The sequence below is a fragment of the Paenibacillus sp. FSL R7-0331 genome, from assembly GCF_000758645.1.
Lineage (GTDB): Bacteria > Bacillota > Bacilli > Paenibacillales > Paenibacillaceae > Paenibacillus_AQ > Paenibacillus_AQ camerounensis.
Map to the genome: position 1 here is coordinate 1088139 of NZ_CP009284.1, position 16715 is coordinate 1104853.

Consider the following 16715-nt stretch of genomic DNA (forward strand, 5'->3'; position numbering starts at 1 on the left):
CCAATCTGGATTGAATAAATATTAGGCGTTACTCTGAAATATTTTCCTGGATATTAAGGTACAACTTTAGAATAGAAAGGTTGCGTATGATGAGACACACTGAACTGCCCAACAAACAAGGTCTTTATGATCCCCAGTTCGAAAAAGATGCATGCGGCATGGGCTTTGTCGCCCATATTAAAGGTAAGCCTTCCCATGATATCGTAAGCAACGCTTTGACCATGCTCTTTAATATGGAGCATCGCGGCGGCCAGGGAAGCGAGCCGAACTCCGGTGACGGAGCCGGCATTATGCTGCAAATTCCGCACCGTTTCTTTACAGGTGAAGCCAGCAGACTTGGCTTTGAGCTGCCGGAACAGGGCCATTATGGCGTGGGTATGATCTTTTTGTCTCATAACGAGGAGATCCGCGCCCGTCATGAAGCTCTGCTCAGCGAAATTATTGCGGAAGAAGGACAGACGGTGCTTGGCTACCGTGATGTGCCTACTTTCGATGAAATGCTGGGTAAAACCGCTAAGGCTGCCAAGCCTTATGTACGCCAGGTGTTTATCGGCCGTTCGGAAGGCTTTGCTGATGAGCTGGCCTTTGAACGCAAGCTGTTTGTAATCCGTAAGCGTGCAGAGCTCGCTATCCGTTATGGCGGCGTTGAAGAGGCTGAATCCTTTTATATGCCAAGCATGTCCTGCCGCAAGATCGTATACAAAGGCATGCTGACAACCGAGCAGGTAGGACAGTTCTACCTGGATCTGCAGAATGAAGAGCTGGAGTCGGCTATTGCCCTGGTTCACTCCCGTTTCAGCACGAACACATTCCCGAGCTGGGAACGCGCCCACCCGTACCGCTTCATGATCCACAACGGTGAGATCAATACGCTGCGCGGTAACGTGAACTGGATGCATGCCCGCCAGTCCTTGTTCAAGAGTGAATTATTCGGGGAATCCATGGGCAAGATCAAACCGATCGTGAATCCGGATGGTTCGGATACTGCAATGTTCGACAATACCTTTGAATTCCTGTATCTCAGCGGACGCTCGCTGCCGCATGTAGCCATGATGATGGTGCCAGAGCCTTGGAGCAATCATGAGACTATGAGCGACGAGAAGAAGGCATTCTACGAATATCACAGCACGCTGATGGAGCCGTGGGACGGGCCGGCGGCAATGGGCTTTACCGACGGTGTGCAAATCGGTGCAATGCTCGACCGCAACGGTCTGCGTCCGGCACGTTATTATGTAACTAAAGACGATATGATTATCTTATCCTCTGAAGCGGGAGTACTTGATATTCCGGCAGAGGATGTATTATACAAGGACCGGCTGAGACCGGGCCGCATGCTGCTGGTGGACACGAAGCAGGGACGGATTATCTCCGACGAGGAAGTCAAGGCTTCCATCGCTTCCGAGCAGCCGTACCGTGAGTGGCTCGAAGAGCATCTGATCGGCCTTGATCAGCTTCCGGAAGCGCCTGAGCTGCCGAATCCGAAGCATGACAATGTACAGCAGCTGCAGCAGTCGTTCGGCTATACCTTTGAGGATCTGCGCAAGGTGCTGGAGCCAATGGCCTCCACCGGTGCCGAAGCTATCGGCTCCATGGGCTATGACGCGCCGCTGGCTGTGCTCTCGGACCGTCCGCAGCGACTCTACAATTACTTTAAACAAATGTTCGCGCAGGTAACCAATCCTCCGATCGATGCGATCCGTGAAGAACTGGTTACCTCCACAGCGACTACAATCGGTCCAGAACGCAACCTCTTGAAGCCTGAGCCTGAGAGCTGCCGCCAGATTTCCCTGGACTCGCCAATTCTCTCCAATGAGGATTTCGCGAAGATCCGCCACGTCCGCCGTGCCGGCTTCAAGTCGATGTCCATTCCGATCCTGTTCCCGGCTGAGCTTGGAGCAGAAGGCATGCGCATCGCGCTTGAGCGCATGAACGAAGCGGCTGACCGTGTAATGGCGAAAGGCCACAATATTCTTATTCTGTCTGACCGCGGCGTAGACCGTGAGAATGCGGCCATTCCGGCGCTGCTGGCTGTTTCCAGCCTGCATCACCATCTGATCCGCTCCGGATCACGCACCAAGGTCAGCATCCTGCTGGAGTCCGGCGAGCCGCGTGAAGTGCACCACTACGCGCTGCTGCTCGGCTACGGCGTCAGTGCAGTCAACCCTTATCTTGCGTTTGAAAGCCTGGACGATATGATCGGCCAAGGGCTGCTGCGCGGTATCTCGCATGAGAAGGCTGTGAAGAATTACATTAAGGCTGCGACGAAGAGCGTAGTTAAAGTACTATCCAAAATGGGTATCTCCACCATCCAGTCATACCGCGGAGCGCAGATTTTTGAAGCGGTCGGCCTGAGCACAGAGTTTGTGGATCGGTACTTTACCTGGACGCCTTCCCGCATCGGCGGTATCGGCCTGGAAGAAGTGGCGGCTGAAGCACTGTCTCACCATAACCGTGCCTTCACCGAGAAGGACGGCAACGACAAGGTGCTGGATTCCGGCGGCGACTATCAATGGCGCAGTGACGGGGAGGATCACCTGTTCAACCCGCAGACGATCCACCTGCTGCAGCATTCCGTACGCAGCGGTGACTATGCACTGTATAAGAAATATGCGGCCCTTGTCCAGGGTGAGACCAAGAAACATCAGACAATCCGCTCCATGCTGGAATTCAAGTCCAACAACCAGCCGGTTCCATTGGATGAAGTAGAGCCGGCGGAATCGATTATGAAACGCTTTAAGACAGGAGCCATGTCGTTTGGTTCCATCAGTAAGGAAGCCCACGAGACACTGGCTATTGCAATGAACCGCATCGGCGGCAAGAGCAACACCGGTGAGGGCGGGGAAGACCCGGCCCGCTTCATTCCTGACGCTAACGGCGATTCCCGCCGCAGTGCAATCAAACAGGTGGCATCGGGACGCTTCGGGGTAACCTCGAATTATCTGGTGAACGCTGATGAGATTCAGATTAAGATGGCACAGGGAGCGAAGCCGGGTGAAGGCGGGCAGCTTCCGGGCCGTAAGGTATATCCTTGGGTAGCGGAAGTGCGCGGCTCCACAGCAGGTGTAGGTCTCATCTCGCCGCCTCCGCATCACGATATTTATTCCATCGAGGATCTGGCTGAGCTGATCTATGATCTGAAGAACGCCAATCCGCGGGCCAGCATCAACGTGAAGCTCGTGTCTGAGGTTGGTGTCGGAACGATTGCCGCAGGCGTGGCGAAAGGCCGTGCCGACATTATCCTGATCAGCGGCTATGACGGCGGTACCGGTGCTTCACCGATGAACTCGATCCGCCATGCCGGTCTGCCTTGGGAGCTTGGACTTGCCGAGACGCATCAGACGCTTATGCTGAACAATCTGCGCGACCGTGTTGTGCTGGAAACCGACGGTAAAATGCTCAGCGGACGCGACCTTGCGGTAGCGGTGCTGCTGGGAGCAGAGGAATACGGATTCGCAACAGCACCGCTTGTAGCGGTAGGCTGTATCATGATGCGCGTCTGCCAGATGGATACCTGTCCGGTCGGCGTTGCTACCCAGAACCCGGATCTGCGCAAGAACTTTACGGGCGATCCGCAGCATGTTGTTAACTTCATGACCTTCGTAGCACAGGATCTGCGTGAGATTATGGCAGAGCTTGGCTTCCGCACTATCGAAGAGATGGTCGGACGCACGGATTGCCTTGATGCGGTTCATGCTTCTGACCACTGGAAGAAGAAAGGCGTTGATCTGAGCAGCCTGCTGCACACACCGGAGCTTCCGGAGGGAAGCACGCGCTTCCGCAGCAAGTTCCAGAACCACGGTCTGGAAGAAACGATTGACGTATCACAGCTGCTTGATCTGGCCGCTCCGGCGCTGGAATCAGGGCAGGCTGTAGAGGTATCTCTGCCGATCACCAACGTCAACCGTGCAGTGGGTACAATTCTGGGCAGCGAGCTGACCCGTAAGTACGGGGCTGCCGGTCTGCCGGATGATACGATCCGCCTGAACTTCACCGGCTCTGCCGGACAGAGTCTTGGCGCATTCGTGCCGAAGGGGATTACAATTACCGTCGAAGGCGACTCTAATGACTATGTGGGTAAAGGGCTGTCCGGAGGCAAGCTGATTATCAAGCCTTCACATAAAGCTACCTTTGCTGCAGAAGATAACATCATTATCGGAAACACGGCACTCTACGGCGCTACCGGCGGTGAAGCGTATATCAGCGGTATTGCCGGTGAACGGTTCGCTGTCCGCAACTCCGGCGCGAACGTAGTGGTTGAAGGCGTGGGCGACCACGGCTGTGAATATATGACCGGCGGCCGCGTAGCGGTGCTTGGTGCAACAGGACGCAACTTTGCGGCAGGGATGTCCGGCGGTATCGCTTATGTCTATGATCCGGAGAACAGCTTCATCAAACGCTGTAACCTGGAAATGGTCCTGCTGGAGCGTGTTGAGGAGGCTGAGGAAGCAGCGGAGCTGCACAAGCTGATCTCGCGTCATGCCGAGCTTACAGGCAGTGCGGCGGCTGGCCGGATTCTAGAGAACTGGGAAGCTTCCCTGCCGAAGTTCGCCCGTGTCATTCCGAAGGATTACAAACGGATGCTGGAGCAGATCCGTAAGGTGGAGCAGACCGGCCTGACCGGCGAGGCTGCCCTGATGGCTGCTTTTGAAGCCAATATGCGTGAGCTTGCGCGTGTTGGAGGCTAAACTTAACCTGCTGTGCTAAGCAGCTTGGTGTAATAACGAGTAAGGGGCTGTATTCTTCCGCTTTGAGGAGGATACAGCCTTTTTTTATACCGGTATAGATGATGCTATCCCTCCATCCATGATAAACAGCTGGTAATGGATTAACTAAATTAAAGCAGACCTGTCTGCTCAGCTCAAAATGCAGGAGTGAACGAATAACGGGAAAAATCCCATTAAACATCCCCAAAGTAAGCAGGGAGAGCGGTAATAGAGGGAAAAATCCCATTAAACACCTCAAAAGTAAGCAGGGAGAGCGGTAGTAGAGGGAAAAATCCCATTAAACATCCACAAAGTAGGCAGGGAGAGCAGTAATAGAGGGGAGAATCCCATTAAACATCCCCAAAGTAAGCAGGATGAGCAAAAATAAAGGGAAGGATCCATTACTTAGGCAGAACATTACCCGACTAAAAGTTTTGGAGTGAGGCAGTTAAACCAGAGCTTGATGTTAAGTTATTAAAGGAGGTTCTTCTTAAAATTTCCTATATATGCAGTGTTACCTTCCTATTAAACCGTCTAATAGTTGGTTAGATCTTCCTTTTCCCCTTGTTTTCAGGAAAAAGGCAGGATGTGGTACTATGAAAAATATATAAAATGAAATGGCTATATAGATTGAACTTAGAAAATTAAGTTAAGGGAAAAGTAGCGGAGGGGAATTTTGGAACTGTAGGAGCGGTAGCGACCGCCTGAAAGCTTTTCGCAGAAAAGCTCGCTGCGGAAGCATAGGCAGTCTGCGGATTTCCACCGCGAGCAGCGGTATAAATAAAGAAATCTGCAGAAGGGCAGCGGCCGGAAGTCCAAATATTCTCTGGAGTCACGGCTAATCCCAAAACAGGATATTTCTTTGTTCAAGTTAAAAGCATTTCATTTTATAAACAAAAGAAAGGAAGTGAAGGTATGCCAGTTACAGCAGAATCAGCGAATAAGCCGGTTGCCAGCCTGATGGGTGTGAGCAAAAAAATCGGCTCCAAAACGCTGGTCAGCGATCTGACGCTCGATATTCCGCCCGGACAGATATTTGGATTCCTCGGTCCTAACGGCGCCGGTAAAACAACAACGATCCGCATGATGGTCGGCCTGATCTCCATCAGCCAAGGGGATATTCTGATCTGCGGACGCAGCATTAAGGATCATTTCGAGGAGGCTGTCGCCAATATCGGTGCGATCGTAGAGAATCCGGAAATGTACAAGTTCCTGAGCGGCTATCAGAATCTCCGCCAGTATGCACGGATGGTCCCCGGCGTTACGAAGCAGCGGATTGATGAGGTTGTGGAGCTGGTCGGACTCGGCCAGCGAATTAACGACAAAGTAAAAACATACTCGCTGGGTATGCGCCAGCGGCTGGGTGTAGCCCAGGCCCTGCTGCACCGCCCGAAGCTGCTGATCCTGGACGAGCCTACGAACGGCCTTGATCCGCAGGGTATCCGTGAGCTGCGTGATTATCTGCGGCGGTTATGCCAGACGGAAGGAACAACCGTCTTTGTCTCCAGTCATCTGCTCTCAGAAATGGAGCTGATGTGCGACAGTGTGGCGATCATCCAGAACGGCCGGCTGATTGATGTTAAGCAGCTTAAGGCTGTTGGGGATGCTGTGCTGCCTGTCACAGAAACGCTGTTTGAAGTTAATGATCCTGAAGGTGCGCTGACTTTGCTTGGACAAGGTGTGATAAAGAACGGGGGGGTTACCGTAGAGGTCGGGCGTGAGGAGATTGCAGAGCTGAATGCGGTACTTGTAGCAGCCGGCTTCAAGGTATACAGCATCAGGGCGCTGTCACGGTCGCTCGAGGATCAATTCCTGGAAATTACCGGAGGTGAAGGCATTGGGTGAATTTGCAGCTCTCATACATAATGAGAACATCAAGATTTACAGCCGGGTCCGCACATGGGTTATGCTGGCTATCTTGGGACTCATGAGTGCGCTGTTCCCGGCGCTGATTTATTTTACGAGCAGTTCTGATCCGGTTGGAGTGTGGGATAATTTTCAGCTGACGGTTACCATTTCCTTCTTTTTAAATACTATCTTTACGGTGGTAATTGCTTCCGATGCGGTGGCCGGGGAATTTTCCTGGGGAACCATCAAGCTGCTGCTGATCCGCCCGTGGAGCCGCTCCAAAATTCTGCTGTCGAAATATATTTCGATGATTCTGTTCAGCCTGCTCAGCACTGCTGTGCTGATTGCTTTTGGTTATGCGTCATCGCTGATTTTCTCCGGACAAGATACCCCGGATGTAACCAATCTGATGTCCTGGAGCCCGGCGGCCTATTCATTTATGGATTTGTTCTGCCGCTACATTGAGCTGTTCCTGACAGCAGCACTTGCTTTTATGGTCTCCAGTGTCTTCCGGGCGAGCGGGCTCGCAATCGGACTGTCGCTGTTTATTATGTTTACCAAAAATATTTTTGTGCAGATTTTTAGTCCTGAACGCTTTGAGTGGGCACAATATCTGATTTTTACCCATATGGATCTGCGTGTATATCTTCTCAGTGATACCGGTCCGGGCGGGGTCAGTCTATATTTCTCAGCTGCGGTACTGGCTGCCTACTACGTGCTGTTTCTGGCCGTATCCTGGCTTGTTTTCAGTAAAAGGGATGTTGCTGCCTAAAAAGAATACCTCATGCAAAAGCAGGCTAAGCGGGTATGCCCGCTCAGCCTGCTTCACGTTTAGCCTGCTGCTTGGCTGCACGCTTGGCCGCTTTGTCCATAGTTCCGGCATTCTCGGCGGTAGTGTGAGCCTCTGAGCGCAGAGGTGCAGACGGCTCGGCGGTCGCTACTGAGCCGTTCAGCACGCTGCCTTCCATAATGCTCAGTGTGCCTGCCAGAATATTGCCGTGAAGCTGCCCGGTTTCGGTCATAGTGAGCCGCTGGTCGGCAGTGACATTCCCGTACACTTTTCCCGCAATAATGATCTCTTTCGCTTTAATGGAAGAACGCACGGTACCCAGTTCACCGACGGTTACTGTTCCCTCGCACTGGATCTCCCCGCTGAAATTCCCCTCAATCCGCAGATTTGTATCACACTGCACCTTGCCCTCCAGATTGCCGCCGTGGCCGATCAGCGAATCCGTTGCTCTGGACAGTGCTCCCTGTTTTCGTCTGGTCCACATGTTTATCCCTCCCGTACATTCTGTTAAGGCTCAACGTAACCCAAAGGATTGACTGCTTTATTCTGCTTCAGAACCTGAAAGTGGAGATGCGGCCCGGTGCTGCGCCCGGTATTGCCGAGTGTGCCGATCTGCTGGCCTTTGCTGATATACTCTCCCTCGGAGACGTCCATGCTGTTCAGGTGCATATACCAGGTTTCCAGACCGTTTGCATGCTTAATGATGATATATTTGCCTCTTGCACCCATCTGATCGGAGGCCGTAACCTCACCGTCCATCGCCGCATAGACCGGGTCCCCGATATTGCCGGCAATATCAATTCCGGAGTGATAGGCGGAGACCCCTTTGAACGGATCGGAGCGGTAGCCGAAGCTTGAGGTGATGATTTTGGACCGGGTAGGCCAGATGACGGCCGGTGCCAGTCTGGCTTTTTCGGCAAGCTCCTCTTTAGCCTGGAGCCTGGCTTCCGCGCTCTGCACCTCCCTCGCCTCAGTAATGGTCGCGGACAGGCTGGTGAGCAGCTCATCAAGCAGACTGCGGATCTCCTCGTAATCATCCCGTGCCTCCTGGACAAGTCCCAGGGGGTCCTCCTGATAGACAGCGATGTATTCTCCGCCTACCTGGGGAGTTACAGTGCTCCTGATTGCTGAAGTGACAGCCCCGAGTCGGAAGCTTACAGCAGGCAGGGAGGAGAGAGCGGTGCCGGATTGCGCTCCTCCAGCGGCATTGGCTTTGTAGTTAGCAGCAGGAGCTGCAGAGTAGGCAGTAAGGCGGGTTCCTGAAACTGCATCTCCTGAGATGGAAGCGGAGTCTTTGTCTGCATCCGGGTCTGCCCCGCCGTCCTGCTCTGTTTCAATCAGTGATTGCAGCTGTGCTTCAAGCTCGCTGACGCTTTTCAGCTTGTCTTTGATGGTTGCGGCTTCCTCAGACAGTTCAGTCACCTTGCTGCGGAGCTGCAGCAGCGTCTGGTCCTTGTCAGCAACCTTCACCTCCATACGGAGATTGGCCAGTGACAAGGAAGCGGCTTCGGCCTCCAGCTCCGCAATGGAGCGTGAGGCATGAAAATGCATCGAGGTGACCAGACTGGAAATAGAAAGGGCAGCAGCAGCCGGGAGGACCAGAGCGAGCGGCTTGGACAGGTGGACCTGTCTGACCGGCCGGCCGGCTTCACGGACGACAAGCAGGGTAATCCGGTTATCCTTATGCTGGGTTTTCATAGCTTCTCCTTTCTGCGGCTGGGCGCCGCCTTGTACGGCTCAAATGTTTGCTTTTCAGTAATAATCAGCAGGCTCATCCGATTTGTCCTATTACTCTATGTATTCCGGCTGCTGGATGAACATGACAACGGTTTGCTTGAATAAAGTGGGAGAGTTACGGCAAAACCTGTACTAGATAAGACTTGTCCGGATAAGAAAAGGCAGCTGGCGGGATTGGTCTGCCGGGACTTAGGGGAGGTGACGGATTGATAATCATAGTGATCTTGCTGGGGCTTTTTGTGCTGCAGACTGCGGCGATCCTGCTGCTGGAATACCGCCGCCCGCAAAGGGCGCTGGCCTGGCTGTTCCTGAGCTTCTGCTGCCCTCCGGCCGGCCTTGCACTCTATTATTTTCTCGGGAGGGATTACTGGCAGAGCCGCAGAATAAGCAGGCGCTGCACGCCGGCAAAACGAAGTGAAATCCGTGCCCATGTCAGCGGCAAAATCCGGATGGTCAGAAAGCCGGAGGAGTGCGGTAATCCCGCCTTTGCCGGACGTGAGGAGCTGATCCGCATGCTTTCCGGATTATCCTGCATGAAGATTACAGGCCGGAATCACTGCCGGGTGCTGCCGAATGCCGGTGTTGCCTATGATGCCATGCTGGAGGTGATGGAGGCTGCGCGCGAGCATATTCATCTGGAATTTTATATTTTCCGGGATGATGCGATCGGCGAGCAGTTTCAGGATGTGCTGACCCGCAAAGCGCGCCAGGGGGTGAAGGTCCGCCTTTTGTGCGACGGTCTGGGCAGCCACAGTCTGGGCAAGCGGTTCATCCGCACGCTGAAAAATGCGGGTGTGGAGATGCATTTCTTTTTGCCGCCGCTGATCTCGCTGCTTGACCGCCGGTTCAATTACCGGAATCACCGCAAAATTATAGTAGTCGATGGTCTGGTCGGTTTTACAGGCGGAATGAATGTGGGGGATGATTATTTAGGCAAAGATCCCAAAATGGGCTACTGGCGTGATACGCATCTGCAGCTGGAAGGGGATGCGGTATATGACCTGCAGGATGTTTTTCTGAAGGACTGGAAGCTGGCGGCAGGGGAACTGCTTAGCCATCCGCGTTTTTTTCCGGAGCATCACTGTACAGGTGAGGAAGCGGCGCTGATTGTGGCAAGCGGGCCCGACGGGGCGATTGATGCCTCTCAGGGAATGTTTTTTGGTTCGCTTTGTGCCGCCAGGAGGCGGATCTGGATTACCTCGCCGTATTTTATTCCCGATCCTGCCATCTGCCGGGCGCTTAAGAATGCGGTGCTGGGCGGAGTAGATGTGCGTATTATTATCCCGGGCAAACCGGATAATAGGCTCGTCTATGCGGCGTCTCTGTCCTATCTGGAGAATCTGCAGGATGCCGGAGTGAAATTTTACCGCTATACTGCGGGCTTCATGCATGCCAAGGTGATGATCATTGATGATCTGCTGGCGGCGGCAGGAAGTGCCAATCTGGACATGCGCAGCTTCTATTCCAATTTCGAGCTGACGGCGGTGCTGCTGGCTCCTGAGACGGTTGCCGGGCTGGCGGACGCCTTTGAAAAGGATCTGAAGCACAGCGAGTTTATTGATCCCGAGAAGTTCATGAGGCGCGGAAGGAATGTCAAGTTGATTCAAGGTCTTTGTCAGCTGTTATCTCCGCTATTATGACCAAAAATAGGACTAAACCTTAACTTTTCTAAGGCGCGAATATGTTCCATACCTTATTTGACCGTCTTTTATGATATAATATAAGTACGAGAAGAAACATAAGAAAGTGTATCTTGAACCTTATACTTTCCGTTATTCTTTGGATACTTATTTATAGGGGGAGTTCTATGAATGTAAGCCAGCAAATCTTTACGAGTGAGGATGAGAAAAAACCTCTGAAAGCCGGATCTATGAAGGCGGCCAGGCTGCGGCTAGCCCAACGGATTGTCATGATGGTGCTTGGCGCGGGGATGATGTCCGTTGCGCTGGAAATTTTTCTTGTTCCCAATGAGTTGATTGACGGCGGAATAACAGGTATTTCCATTATGCTATCCCATATTTTTCATATTCCTCTCGGTATCTTGCTGACCCTGCTCAACCTTCCGTTTCTGATTATCGGTTATAAGCAGATCGGCAAAACCTTTGCTTTGTCCACTTTGTTTGCTGTAGTTGTAATGTCTATCGGCACACAATTACTGCATCCTGTAAATCCGATTACAGTTGAACCGCTGCTGGCAGCAGTGTTCGGCGGCGTTATTCTCGGCGTCGGCGTGGGACTCGTTGTCAGATACGGGGGATCGCTGGACGGTACAGAAATTGTGGCTATTCTGGTCGCCAAGAAGCTGCCTTTCTCGGTCGGTGAAGTGGTGATGTTCTTCAACTTCTTCATTCTGTCAGGGGCTGGATTTGTTTTCGGCTGGAACAATGCCATGTTCTCTTTGATTGCTTATTATATTGCTTTCAAAATGATCGACATTACACTTGAAGGTCTGGACCAGTCCAAATCGGTCTGGATTATCAGTGACAAATTCCGCGATATCGGTGAAGCGCTGACAGAACGTCTCGGACGCGGAGTTACTTATCTCGATGGTGAAGGCGGCTTTTCCGGGGAAAACAAAAAAGTGATCTTCGTGGTCATTACGCGTTTGGAAGAAGCGAAGCTTAAATCCATTGTTGAAGACTGGGATTCCGACGCCTTTATTGCGATCGGCAATATCCATGATGTAAAAGGCGGCCGCTTTAAAAAGAAATCAATCCACTAGCGTCATCCGGGGGAACGGATACGCGGTCTGAAGGAAGGTATATTTACGAAAGTCAGAGTAACCAATCCGGTGCCTGCAGCAAGCTGTGCCGAATTCTCATATATAATACCTTCCGTCCAAAAGCTGGACGCCTGATAAGCCCGCAGCCTGTTATAGGCAATGCGGGCTTATTGCTGTCTATAGGGGATATGCACGGCCGGAATCAAGGCAGCTTTGCAGCGATTTCGCCTACAGGCTGCGGGGGCACCTTAGCGATAAGGTCACCTGTGCGGGCAAGCCGCTCTTCAATATTCAGCAGGTGAAAATCCAGCGGTGAAACGTTACGGGCAACCTCCTCCCATAGCAGCGGTGTAGATACGGTAGCCCCCAGCCTTGCGCGCGGGGTATAGGGTGCAGCCAGCGTTTTTCCGCCGTAATGCTGAAGGTAATCAAAATAAATCCGATCGCCCCGGTGCTTTTTGAGCCGCTCCAGCGTAAACAGGCCAGGGTGCTTTTCGGTTACATAACGTCCGATAAAATGTCCCGTTTTCCGCAGCTCCTCAAAGGTTACGCCCTGATGCACCGGCACAATGATTTGAACCCCTGTCGCCCCGGAGGTCTTGGGTACGGAGGCCAGCCCCAGCGACTTGAGCACCCCGCCGACCAGGGCGGCTGCCTCCATGATCCGCGGCTCCACCTCAAGGGAGGGATCCAGATCAATCATCCACTCACAGGGCAGTTCACTTCCTGCATAATGCAGGGAGGGATGAAATTCAAGTGCAGCCAGATTGCCCAGCCACAGCAGCTCCGGTAAGCCGTGCAGGACAATATACGTGGTCCCGTCCTGCACGGCTGTATGGACGAACTCCGGCCTCGGCTGCGGCGCATTCTTCTGGTAGAAGGACATTCCCGGCACGCCGTGCGGATAACGGATGACGGTCAGCAGCCGGTTCCTGCAGTAGTGCAGCAGATAGGGGGAGAGAGCTGCCAGCTTCTGCAGATAAATCCGCTTCGTAATACCCATCTCCGGCCAGAGCGGCTTGTCCGGATTCGTGACGGTAATCTCCTGTCCGTCAATGGTAATTGTGCCTTTCAGCGTTGCCGGCATGGAGTGCCCTCCTTTCTAAGAATGTTCAACCGCGCTGTTCCAGCCGGCAGGCATCAGGCGGCAGATCAACCTGTGCCTGAATAACCGGCTGGCGCAGCGTGCCGGAGGCGTTCCATTCCAGGAAATGCAGCTTGAATACCAGGCTGGGCCTGATCCATACCGCATCCTTGCTGCGCTGCGGAACACCTGTAAAAGGCATGACGGGCACCTCCAGATTATGGGCCTGTGCTGTCAGATTACGCCAGTCCGTGGCTGTCAGCCGGCCTGCACCCGCATGCCCGATATAGTGCAGCCTGCCTTCATCGTCATAAAGACCGAGCAGCAGGGCATTAACCATTCCATCCCGGAAGGTAACCCCTCCGGCAACAGCGGTCACGTCGAGAATGTTCTTGCGTTTCTGCCAGCGTGCATCCTTGCCGCCGGGGGCATAAGTGCTGCGTATATCCTTGCAGATGATGCCTTCCAGACCGCCTTTGCAGGCAGCGGCGAACAGCTGCGCCGGATCTGTGTAGCTCGGCACATTCTGCACATGGGGGTGAGGAAGCAGTACATCCTGCAGCAGCTGCTGGCGTACGGACAACGGCCGGTCCAGCAGCCATTCACCGTTACAGTACAGAATATCAAATACCATATACAGCACCGGAACCTGCGGCTTGACTGCCCGGACAGCTGCTTCGCTTCTTAAGCCGTCACGCCGCATCACCTCGTGAAAGGACGGCTTCCCCCCGCTTAGGGCAATAACCTCACCGTCAAGAATATAGCTGTCTGCGCGGCAGTAACGTCCCTGTACGGTCAATTCGGGATACTGCAGGGTGCGCCGGTTGCCACGGCGGTTAACAAGCTCTATAGAGCTGCCGTCATAGCAGGAGAGCATGCGGACACCGTCCCATTTTATCTGGGCGATCCACTGGCTGCCGGAAGGCAGCTGTGCGGCAAGCACCGGCTCAAACGGCTTCACCGGCTTTACTTCCATCAAACCGCCTCCTTGGTAGCTGGACAGTACGCGTTAAGATATGGTTTCTTTGCTTTTGGTGCTGCGCCGTTTAGCTTTGGGTGCAATGACCGGAATAGGGCCGGTTGCCTCGCTGAGAACAGGAGATCCGGCTTCAGCTTGGGCGCCGCTGGCTTTAGCGGTTCTTTTTCGTGTACCGGCGGCAGGTTTGGCCTTGGCTCCAGCTGCGGCGGGGGCTGTCCCGGGGTCACTCGGAATATGCTGAACCGCTTCAATGCTAGCCTGCAGCGCGGCCATCAGGTCGATCACATTGCTCTCCTGCCGCGCCGGTGCGATGTGGAATTCCTCACCGGATATTTTGTGCGAGATCAGGTCCAGCATCCGCTGGCGGTAGTCGTCTGTATACTTGGACGGCTCGAACGGAGTGGACAGCTGGGAGATCAGCAGCTTGGCCATTTCCAGCTCCTTGTCGCTGACAATACCGGCTTCCGGGAGTCCGGGAACCTGCGTAACCGGCCGCACCTCATCCGGATAAAAAATCGTCTCAATTGCCAGGCAGTTCTCCAGCACACGTATTGCTGCCAGACTGCTCTTGGAACGGATGGAAATTTTGGCAATTCCGATTTTACCGGTCTGGCGCATCGCCTCCATCAGCAGCCTGTAAGCATTACTGCCGGCTTGGTCAGGGGACAGGTAGTAGGTTTTCTGGAAATAAATCGGGTCAATTTCAGTTAAATCCACGAAATCAAGAATGGTAATGCTTTTGCTGCTCTCCTCAGTCAGCTGATCCAGCTCCTCCTTTTCGAACAGGACGAACTTGCCCTTTTCATATTCATAGCCCTTGCCGATTTCCTCCCAGGCCACTTCCTTCTCACACACGGGGCATTTGCGCACATAGGACAGCGGGCTTCCGCACTCTTTATGGATGTATCTTAGGGAAATATCCTTATCCTCGGTTGCCGAGAACATTTTGACCGGAACATGCACAAGACCGAAGCTGATGGCCCCTTTCCAAACGGTATGCATAGATATCGCCTCCTGGGTATAAGTGCTGCAAGAGCTGACAATGACGATGTAATTACCGTTTAGTATGCTGTGGCGGTGCTGTTTCTACCCTGATGCATTTTTTGCGAGCCTTGGGAAAAAATAAAGCCAAGCACATGACGGAAGGGAGTCGATAAGGTGGACCAGGGACGCAAGGAATGGCTGGATGATCTGTCTGAGCAGGATATTCCCGCCGAGGCTGTAGACTGGGCAAATATTGTGGCTGATCCCGCTGACGATGAACCGGGTGCGGAGGCCGGTTATCTCGATGCTGATGCAACGATCGGTGAGCCTGAGGCGGATGAGGAGCAGGAGTAGGCAGCGTGTATGGAAGCGGTAGCCGTTACAAAAATAAAACATATGTTTTCGAAGGAGACCTGAATCATGGACGTAAAACGGGCGAAGGATATTTATGCCTCCAAGGAGATGATCCCGGTTCATCTGGACGGGGAGTCGGTATGGATTGAACGGGTGGACGAGGAGAACGGTATGGCGACGGTACAGGTAGGCTCACGTCCAGCCAACACCCACACAGTCGGGGTAGAGCGGCTGGAGGAGCAGGCCAAATAACGGCAACGGTTTTAAGCAATTAACAACGGCAGAGCATCAGTATCCGGACTACGGACACTGATGCTCTGTTTTTTTTGGAAAAGCTTTCCCGAGCTGCCGCGGAGCTTACACAAGGGTTGACGCTGGCTGCCGCCTGACCCTATATTTGGGAGGTGAATTTGATGAAAAGAGATGATGAGCATGCGGCCTATTTTGCTTGGCGTCTGTTCGGCGCTGTTTTTTGCGGTAACCTTTGTGCTTAACCGGCGGATGGAGCTGGCGGGAGGGAGCTGGGCCTGGAGCGCTTCGCTGCGCTATTTGTTTACATTGCCGTTTCTGGTGGCGATTGTTGCCGGAAGGGGGAGGCTGAAGCCGCTGCTTGCTGTGATGAAAGAACGCCCCGGGGCCTGGCTGCTGTGGGGTACTGTCGGCTTCGGACTGTTCTATGCACCGATCTGCTTTGCGGCAGCTTATGCGCCGGGCTGGCTGACCGCCGGAACCTGGCAGATCACCATTATTTCCGGCTCCCTGCTGGCCCCGTTCTTTGGACAATGGGTTGCCGGGCCTGGAGGGGCACGCATCTTTGAACGCGGGAGGATTCCGCTTCGCGGCCTCGGACTGTCTCTTATTATTCTTGCCGGTGTTGCCTTGCTTCAGGCCGAGCACGCACGGGAGCTTGAGGCTTCGCAGGTTCTTCTGGGAATCATTCCAATACTGATTGCCTCCTTCGCCTACCCGCTGGGGAACCGCAAGACAATGGAGCTGTGCGGTGAGCGGCTTGATGTATTCCAGCGTATCCTCGGCATGACGCTGGCCAGCCTGCCTTTCTGGCTTATTATATCGCTTATCGGCCTGGCCGATACCGGTCTGCCCTCAGGCTCGCAGGCCCTGCAGTCTGTCATTGTGGCCTTGTCCTCTGGTATTATTGCCACCGTGCTGTTCTTCCGGGCAACTGATATGGTGCGCAGCAGCATGAGCGGCCTTGCCGCTGTGGAGGCGACCCAGTCGCTGGAGGTACTGTTCGCCCTGATCGGTGAGATGCTGATTCTGTCCGCTCCGCTGCCCTCGCTGCTGTCCTGGACCGGAATTGCAGTCATTATTGCCGGAATGGCGCTGCACAGCCTGTTTTCCCGCCGCACACTGAAGAAAAAGCAGACTGGGACAAGCAGACAGATTGCCTCCTCCCTTACGGCCGGCCGCCGCGACTAGAGGGGGTTGTTGCGGGACTAGTAGCATACCGATATAATTAAATGTAAGGTAAGGATATGCCCGTTCATGTCTAT

General features: G+C 53.6%; 13 protein-coding genes. 8 read left to right on the plus strand and 5 right to left on the minus strand.

What is annotated here, in order from left to right:
• Positions 1-89: 89 nt before the first annotated feature.
• From gltB to R70331_RS04665, 3 genes are all read left to right on the plus strand, one after another.
• Positions 90-4685 carry a glutamate synthase large subunit gene (gene gltB / locus R70331_RS04655; RefSeq protein ID WP_042182149.1) on the plus strand — a complete coding sequence of 1532 codons (4596 nt, stop codon included), beginning with the start codon at positions 90-92 and terminating at the stop codon, positions 4683-4685.
• Positions 4686-5618: 933 nt separating this feature from the next.
• Positions 5619-6548: an ABC transporter ATP-binding protein gene (locus R70331_RS04660; RefSeq protein ID WP_042173280.1), complete on the plus strand. Its 930-nt coding sequence runs from the start codon at positions 5619-5621 to the stop codon at positions 6546-6548.
• A complete protein-coding gene (locus tag R70331_RS04665) occupies positions 6541-7323 on the plus strand; it encodes an ABC transporter permease (protein WP_042173281.1) in 783 nt (260 codons plus the stop codon). The genes R70331_RS04660 and R70331_RS04665 overlap by 8 nt, the downstream gene beginning before the upstream one ends.
• Before the next feature lie 43 nt (positions 7324-7366).
• Here R70331_RS04665 and R70331_RS04670 read toward each other — a convergent pair whose 3' ends face one another.
• Complete coding sequence (locus tag R70331_RS04670) at positions 7367-7825, minus strand: bactofilin family protein (protein WP_042173283.1); 459 nt, start codon at positions 7823-7825, stop codon at positions 7367-7369.
• A gap of 23 nt (positions 7826-7848) precedes the next feature.
• Complete coding sequence (locus R70331_RS04675; protein WP_042173285.1) at positions 7849-9039, minus strand: M23 family metallopeptidase; 1191 nt, start codon at positions 9037-9039, stop codon at positions 7849-7851.
• 245 nt (positions 9040-9284) lie between these two features.
• Here R70331_RS04675 and cls point away from each other — a divergent pair, with 245 nt between their 5' ends.
• Complete coding sequence (gene cls / locus R70331_RS04680; protein ID WP_042173288.1) at positions 9285-10718, plus strand: cardiolipin synthase; 1434 nt, start codon at positions 9285-9287, stop codon at positions 10716-10718.
• Positions 10719-10948: 230 nt separating this feature from the next.
• On the plus strand, positions 10949-11800 hold the full coding sequence (locus tag R70331_RS04685) for a YitT family protein (protein WP_042182151.1): 852 nt from the start codon (positions 10949-10951) through the stop codon (positions 11798-11800).
• A 202-nt stretch (positions 11801-12002) separates the two neighbouring features.
• On the opposite strand, the gene ligD is transcribed toward R70331_RS04685, so the two are convergent.
• The 3 genes from ligD to ku are packed head-to-tail and all read right to left on the minus strand — an operon-like array spanning position 12003 to position 14865.
• Positions 12003-12887: a non-homologous end-joining DNA ligase gene (ligD, locus tag R70331_RS04690; RefSeq protein ID WP_042173290.1), complete on the minus strand. Its 885-nt coding sequence runs from the start codon at positions 12885-12887 to the stop codon at positions 12003-12005.
• 25 nt (positions 12888-12912) lie between these two features.
• Positions 12913-13860 (minus strand): ATP-dependent DNA ligase, encoded by a 948-nt coding sequence (locus tag R70331_RS04695; protein WP_042173292.1) that lies wholly within the window; start codon positions 13858-13860, stop codon positions 12913-12915.
• A gap of 33 nt (positions 13861-13893) precedes the next feature.
• Positions 13894-14865 carry a non-homologous end joining protein Ku gene (ku, locus tag R70331_RS04700; RefSeq protein ID WP_042173295.1) on the minus strand — a complete coding sequence of 324 codons (972 nt, stop codon included), beginning with the start codon at positions 14863-14865 and terminating at the stop codon, positions 13894-13896.
• A gap of 156 nt (positions 14866-15021) precedes the next feature.
• Between ku and R70331_RS04705 the strand changes: the two genes are divergently transcribed.
• The 3 genes from R70331_RS04705 to R70331_RS04715 all read left to right on the plus strand — a co-directional run bounded on the left by R70331_RS04705 (position 15022) and on the right by R70331_RS04715 (position 16641).
• Positions 15022-15201, plus strand: coding sequence for a hypothetical protein (locus tag R70331_RS04705; RefSeq protein WP_042173297.1), 180 nt, complete (start codon positions 15022-15024; stop codon positions 15199-15201).
• Positions 15202-15267: 66 nt separating this feature from the next.
• The gene (locus tag R70331_RS04710) at positions 15268-15453 is read left to right on the plus strand and encodes an H-type small acid-soluble spore protein (RefSeq protein WP_042173300.1); all 186 of its coding nucleotides are present in this window, start codon (positions 15268-15270) and stop codon (positions 15451-15453) included.
• A 180-nt stretch (positions 15454-15633) separates the two neighbouring features.
• On the plus strand, positions 15634-16641 hold the full coding sequence (locus R70331_RS04715; protein WP_042173303.1) for a DMT family transporter: 1008 nt from the start codon (positions 15634-15636) through the stop codon (positions 16639-16641).
• Positions 16642-16715 lie beyond the last annotated feature (74 nt).

What these genes read in the sequence shown, in the direction of transcription:
- gltB (WP_042182149.1), top strand. Translation starts at nt 90, where the DNA reads ATGAGACACACTGAACTGCCCAACAAACAAGGTCTTTATGATCCCCAG.
- R70331_RS04660 (WP_042173280.1), top strand. Translation starts at nt 5,619, where the DNA reads ATGCCAGTTACAGCAGAATCAGCGAATAAGCCGGTTGCCAGCCTGATG.
- R70331_RS04670 (WP_042173283.1), bottom strand. Translation starts at nt 7,825, where the DNA reads ATGTGGACCAGACGAAAACAGGGAGCACTGTCCAGAGCAACGGATTCG.
- R70331_RS04675 (WP_042173285.1), bottom strand. Translation starts at nt 9,039, where the DNA reads ATGAAAACCCAGCATAAGGATAACCGGATTACCCTGCTTGTCGTCCGT.
- R70331_RS04685 (WP_042182151.1), top strand. Translation starts at nt 10,949, where the DNA reads ATGAAGGCGGCCAGGCTGCGGCTAGCCCAACGGATTGTCATGATGGTG.
- ligD (WP_042173290.1), bottom strand. Translation starts at nt 12,887, where the DNA reads ATGCCGGCAACGCTGAAAGGCACAATTACCATTGACGGACAGGAGATT.
- R70331_RS04695 (WP_042173292.1), bottom strand. Translation starts at nt 13,860, where the DNA reads ATGGAAGTAAAGCCGGTGAAGCCGTTTGAGCCGGTGCTTGCCGCACAG.
- ku (WP_042173295.1), bottom strand. Translation starts at nt 14,865, where the DNA reads ATGCATACCGTTTGGAAAGGGGCCATCAGCTTCGGTCTTGTGCATGTT.
- R70331_RS04710 (WP_042173300.1), top strand. Translation starts at nt 15,268, where the DNA reads ATGGACGTAAAACGGGCGAAGGATATTTATGCCTCCAAGGAGATGATC.
- R70331_RS04715 (WP_042173303.1), top strand. Translation starts at nt 15,634, where the DNA reads ATGCGGCCTATTTTGCTTGGCGTCTGTTCGGCGCTGTTTTTTGCGGTA.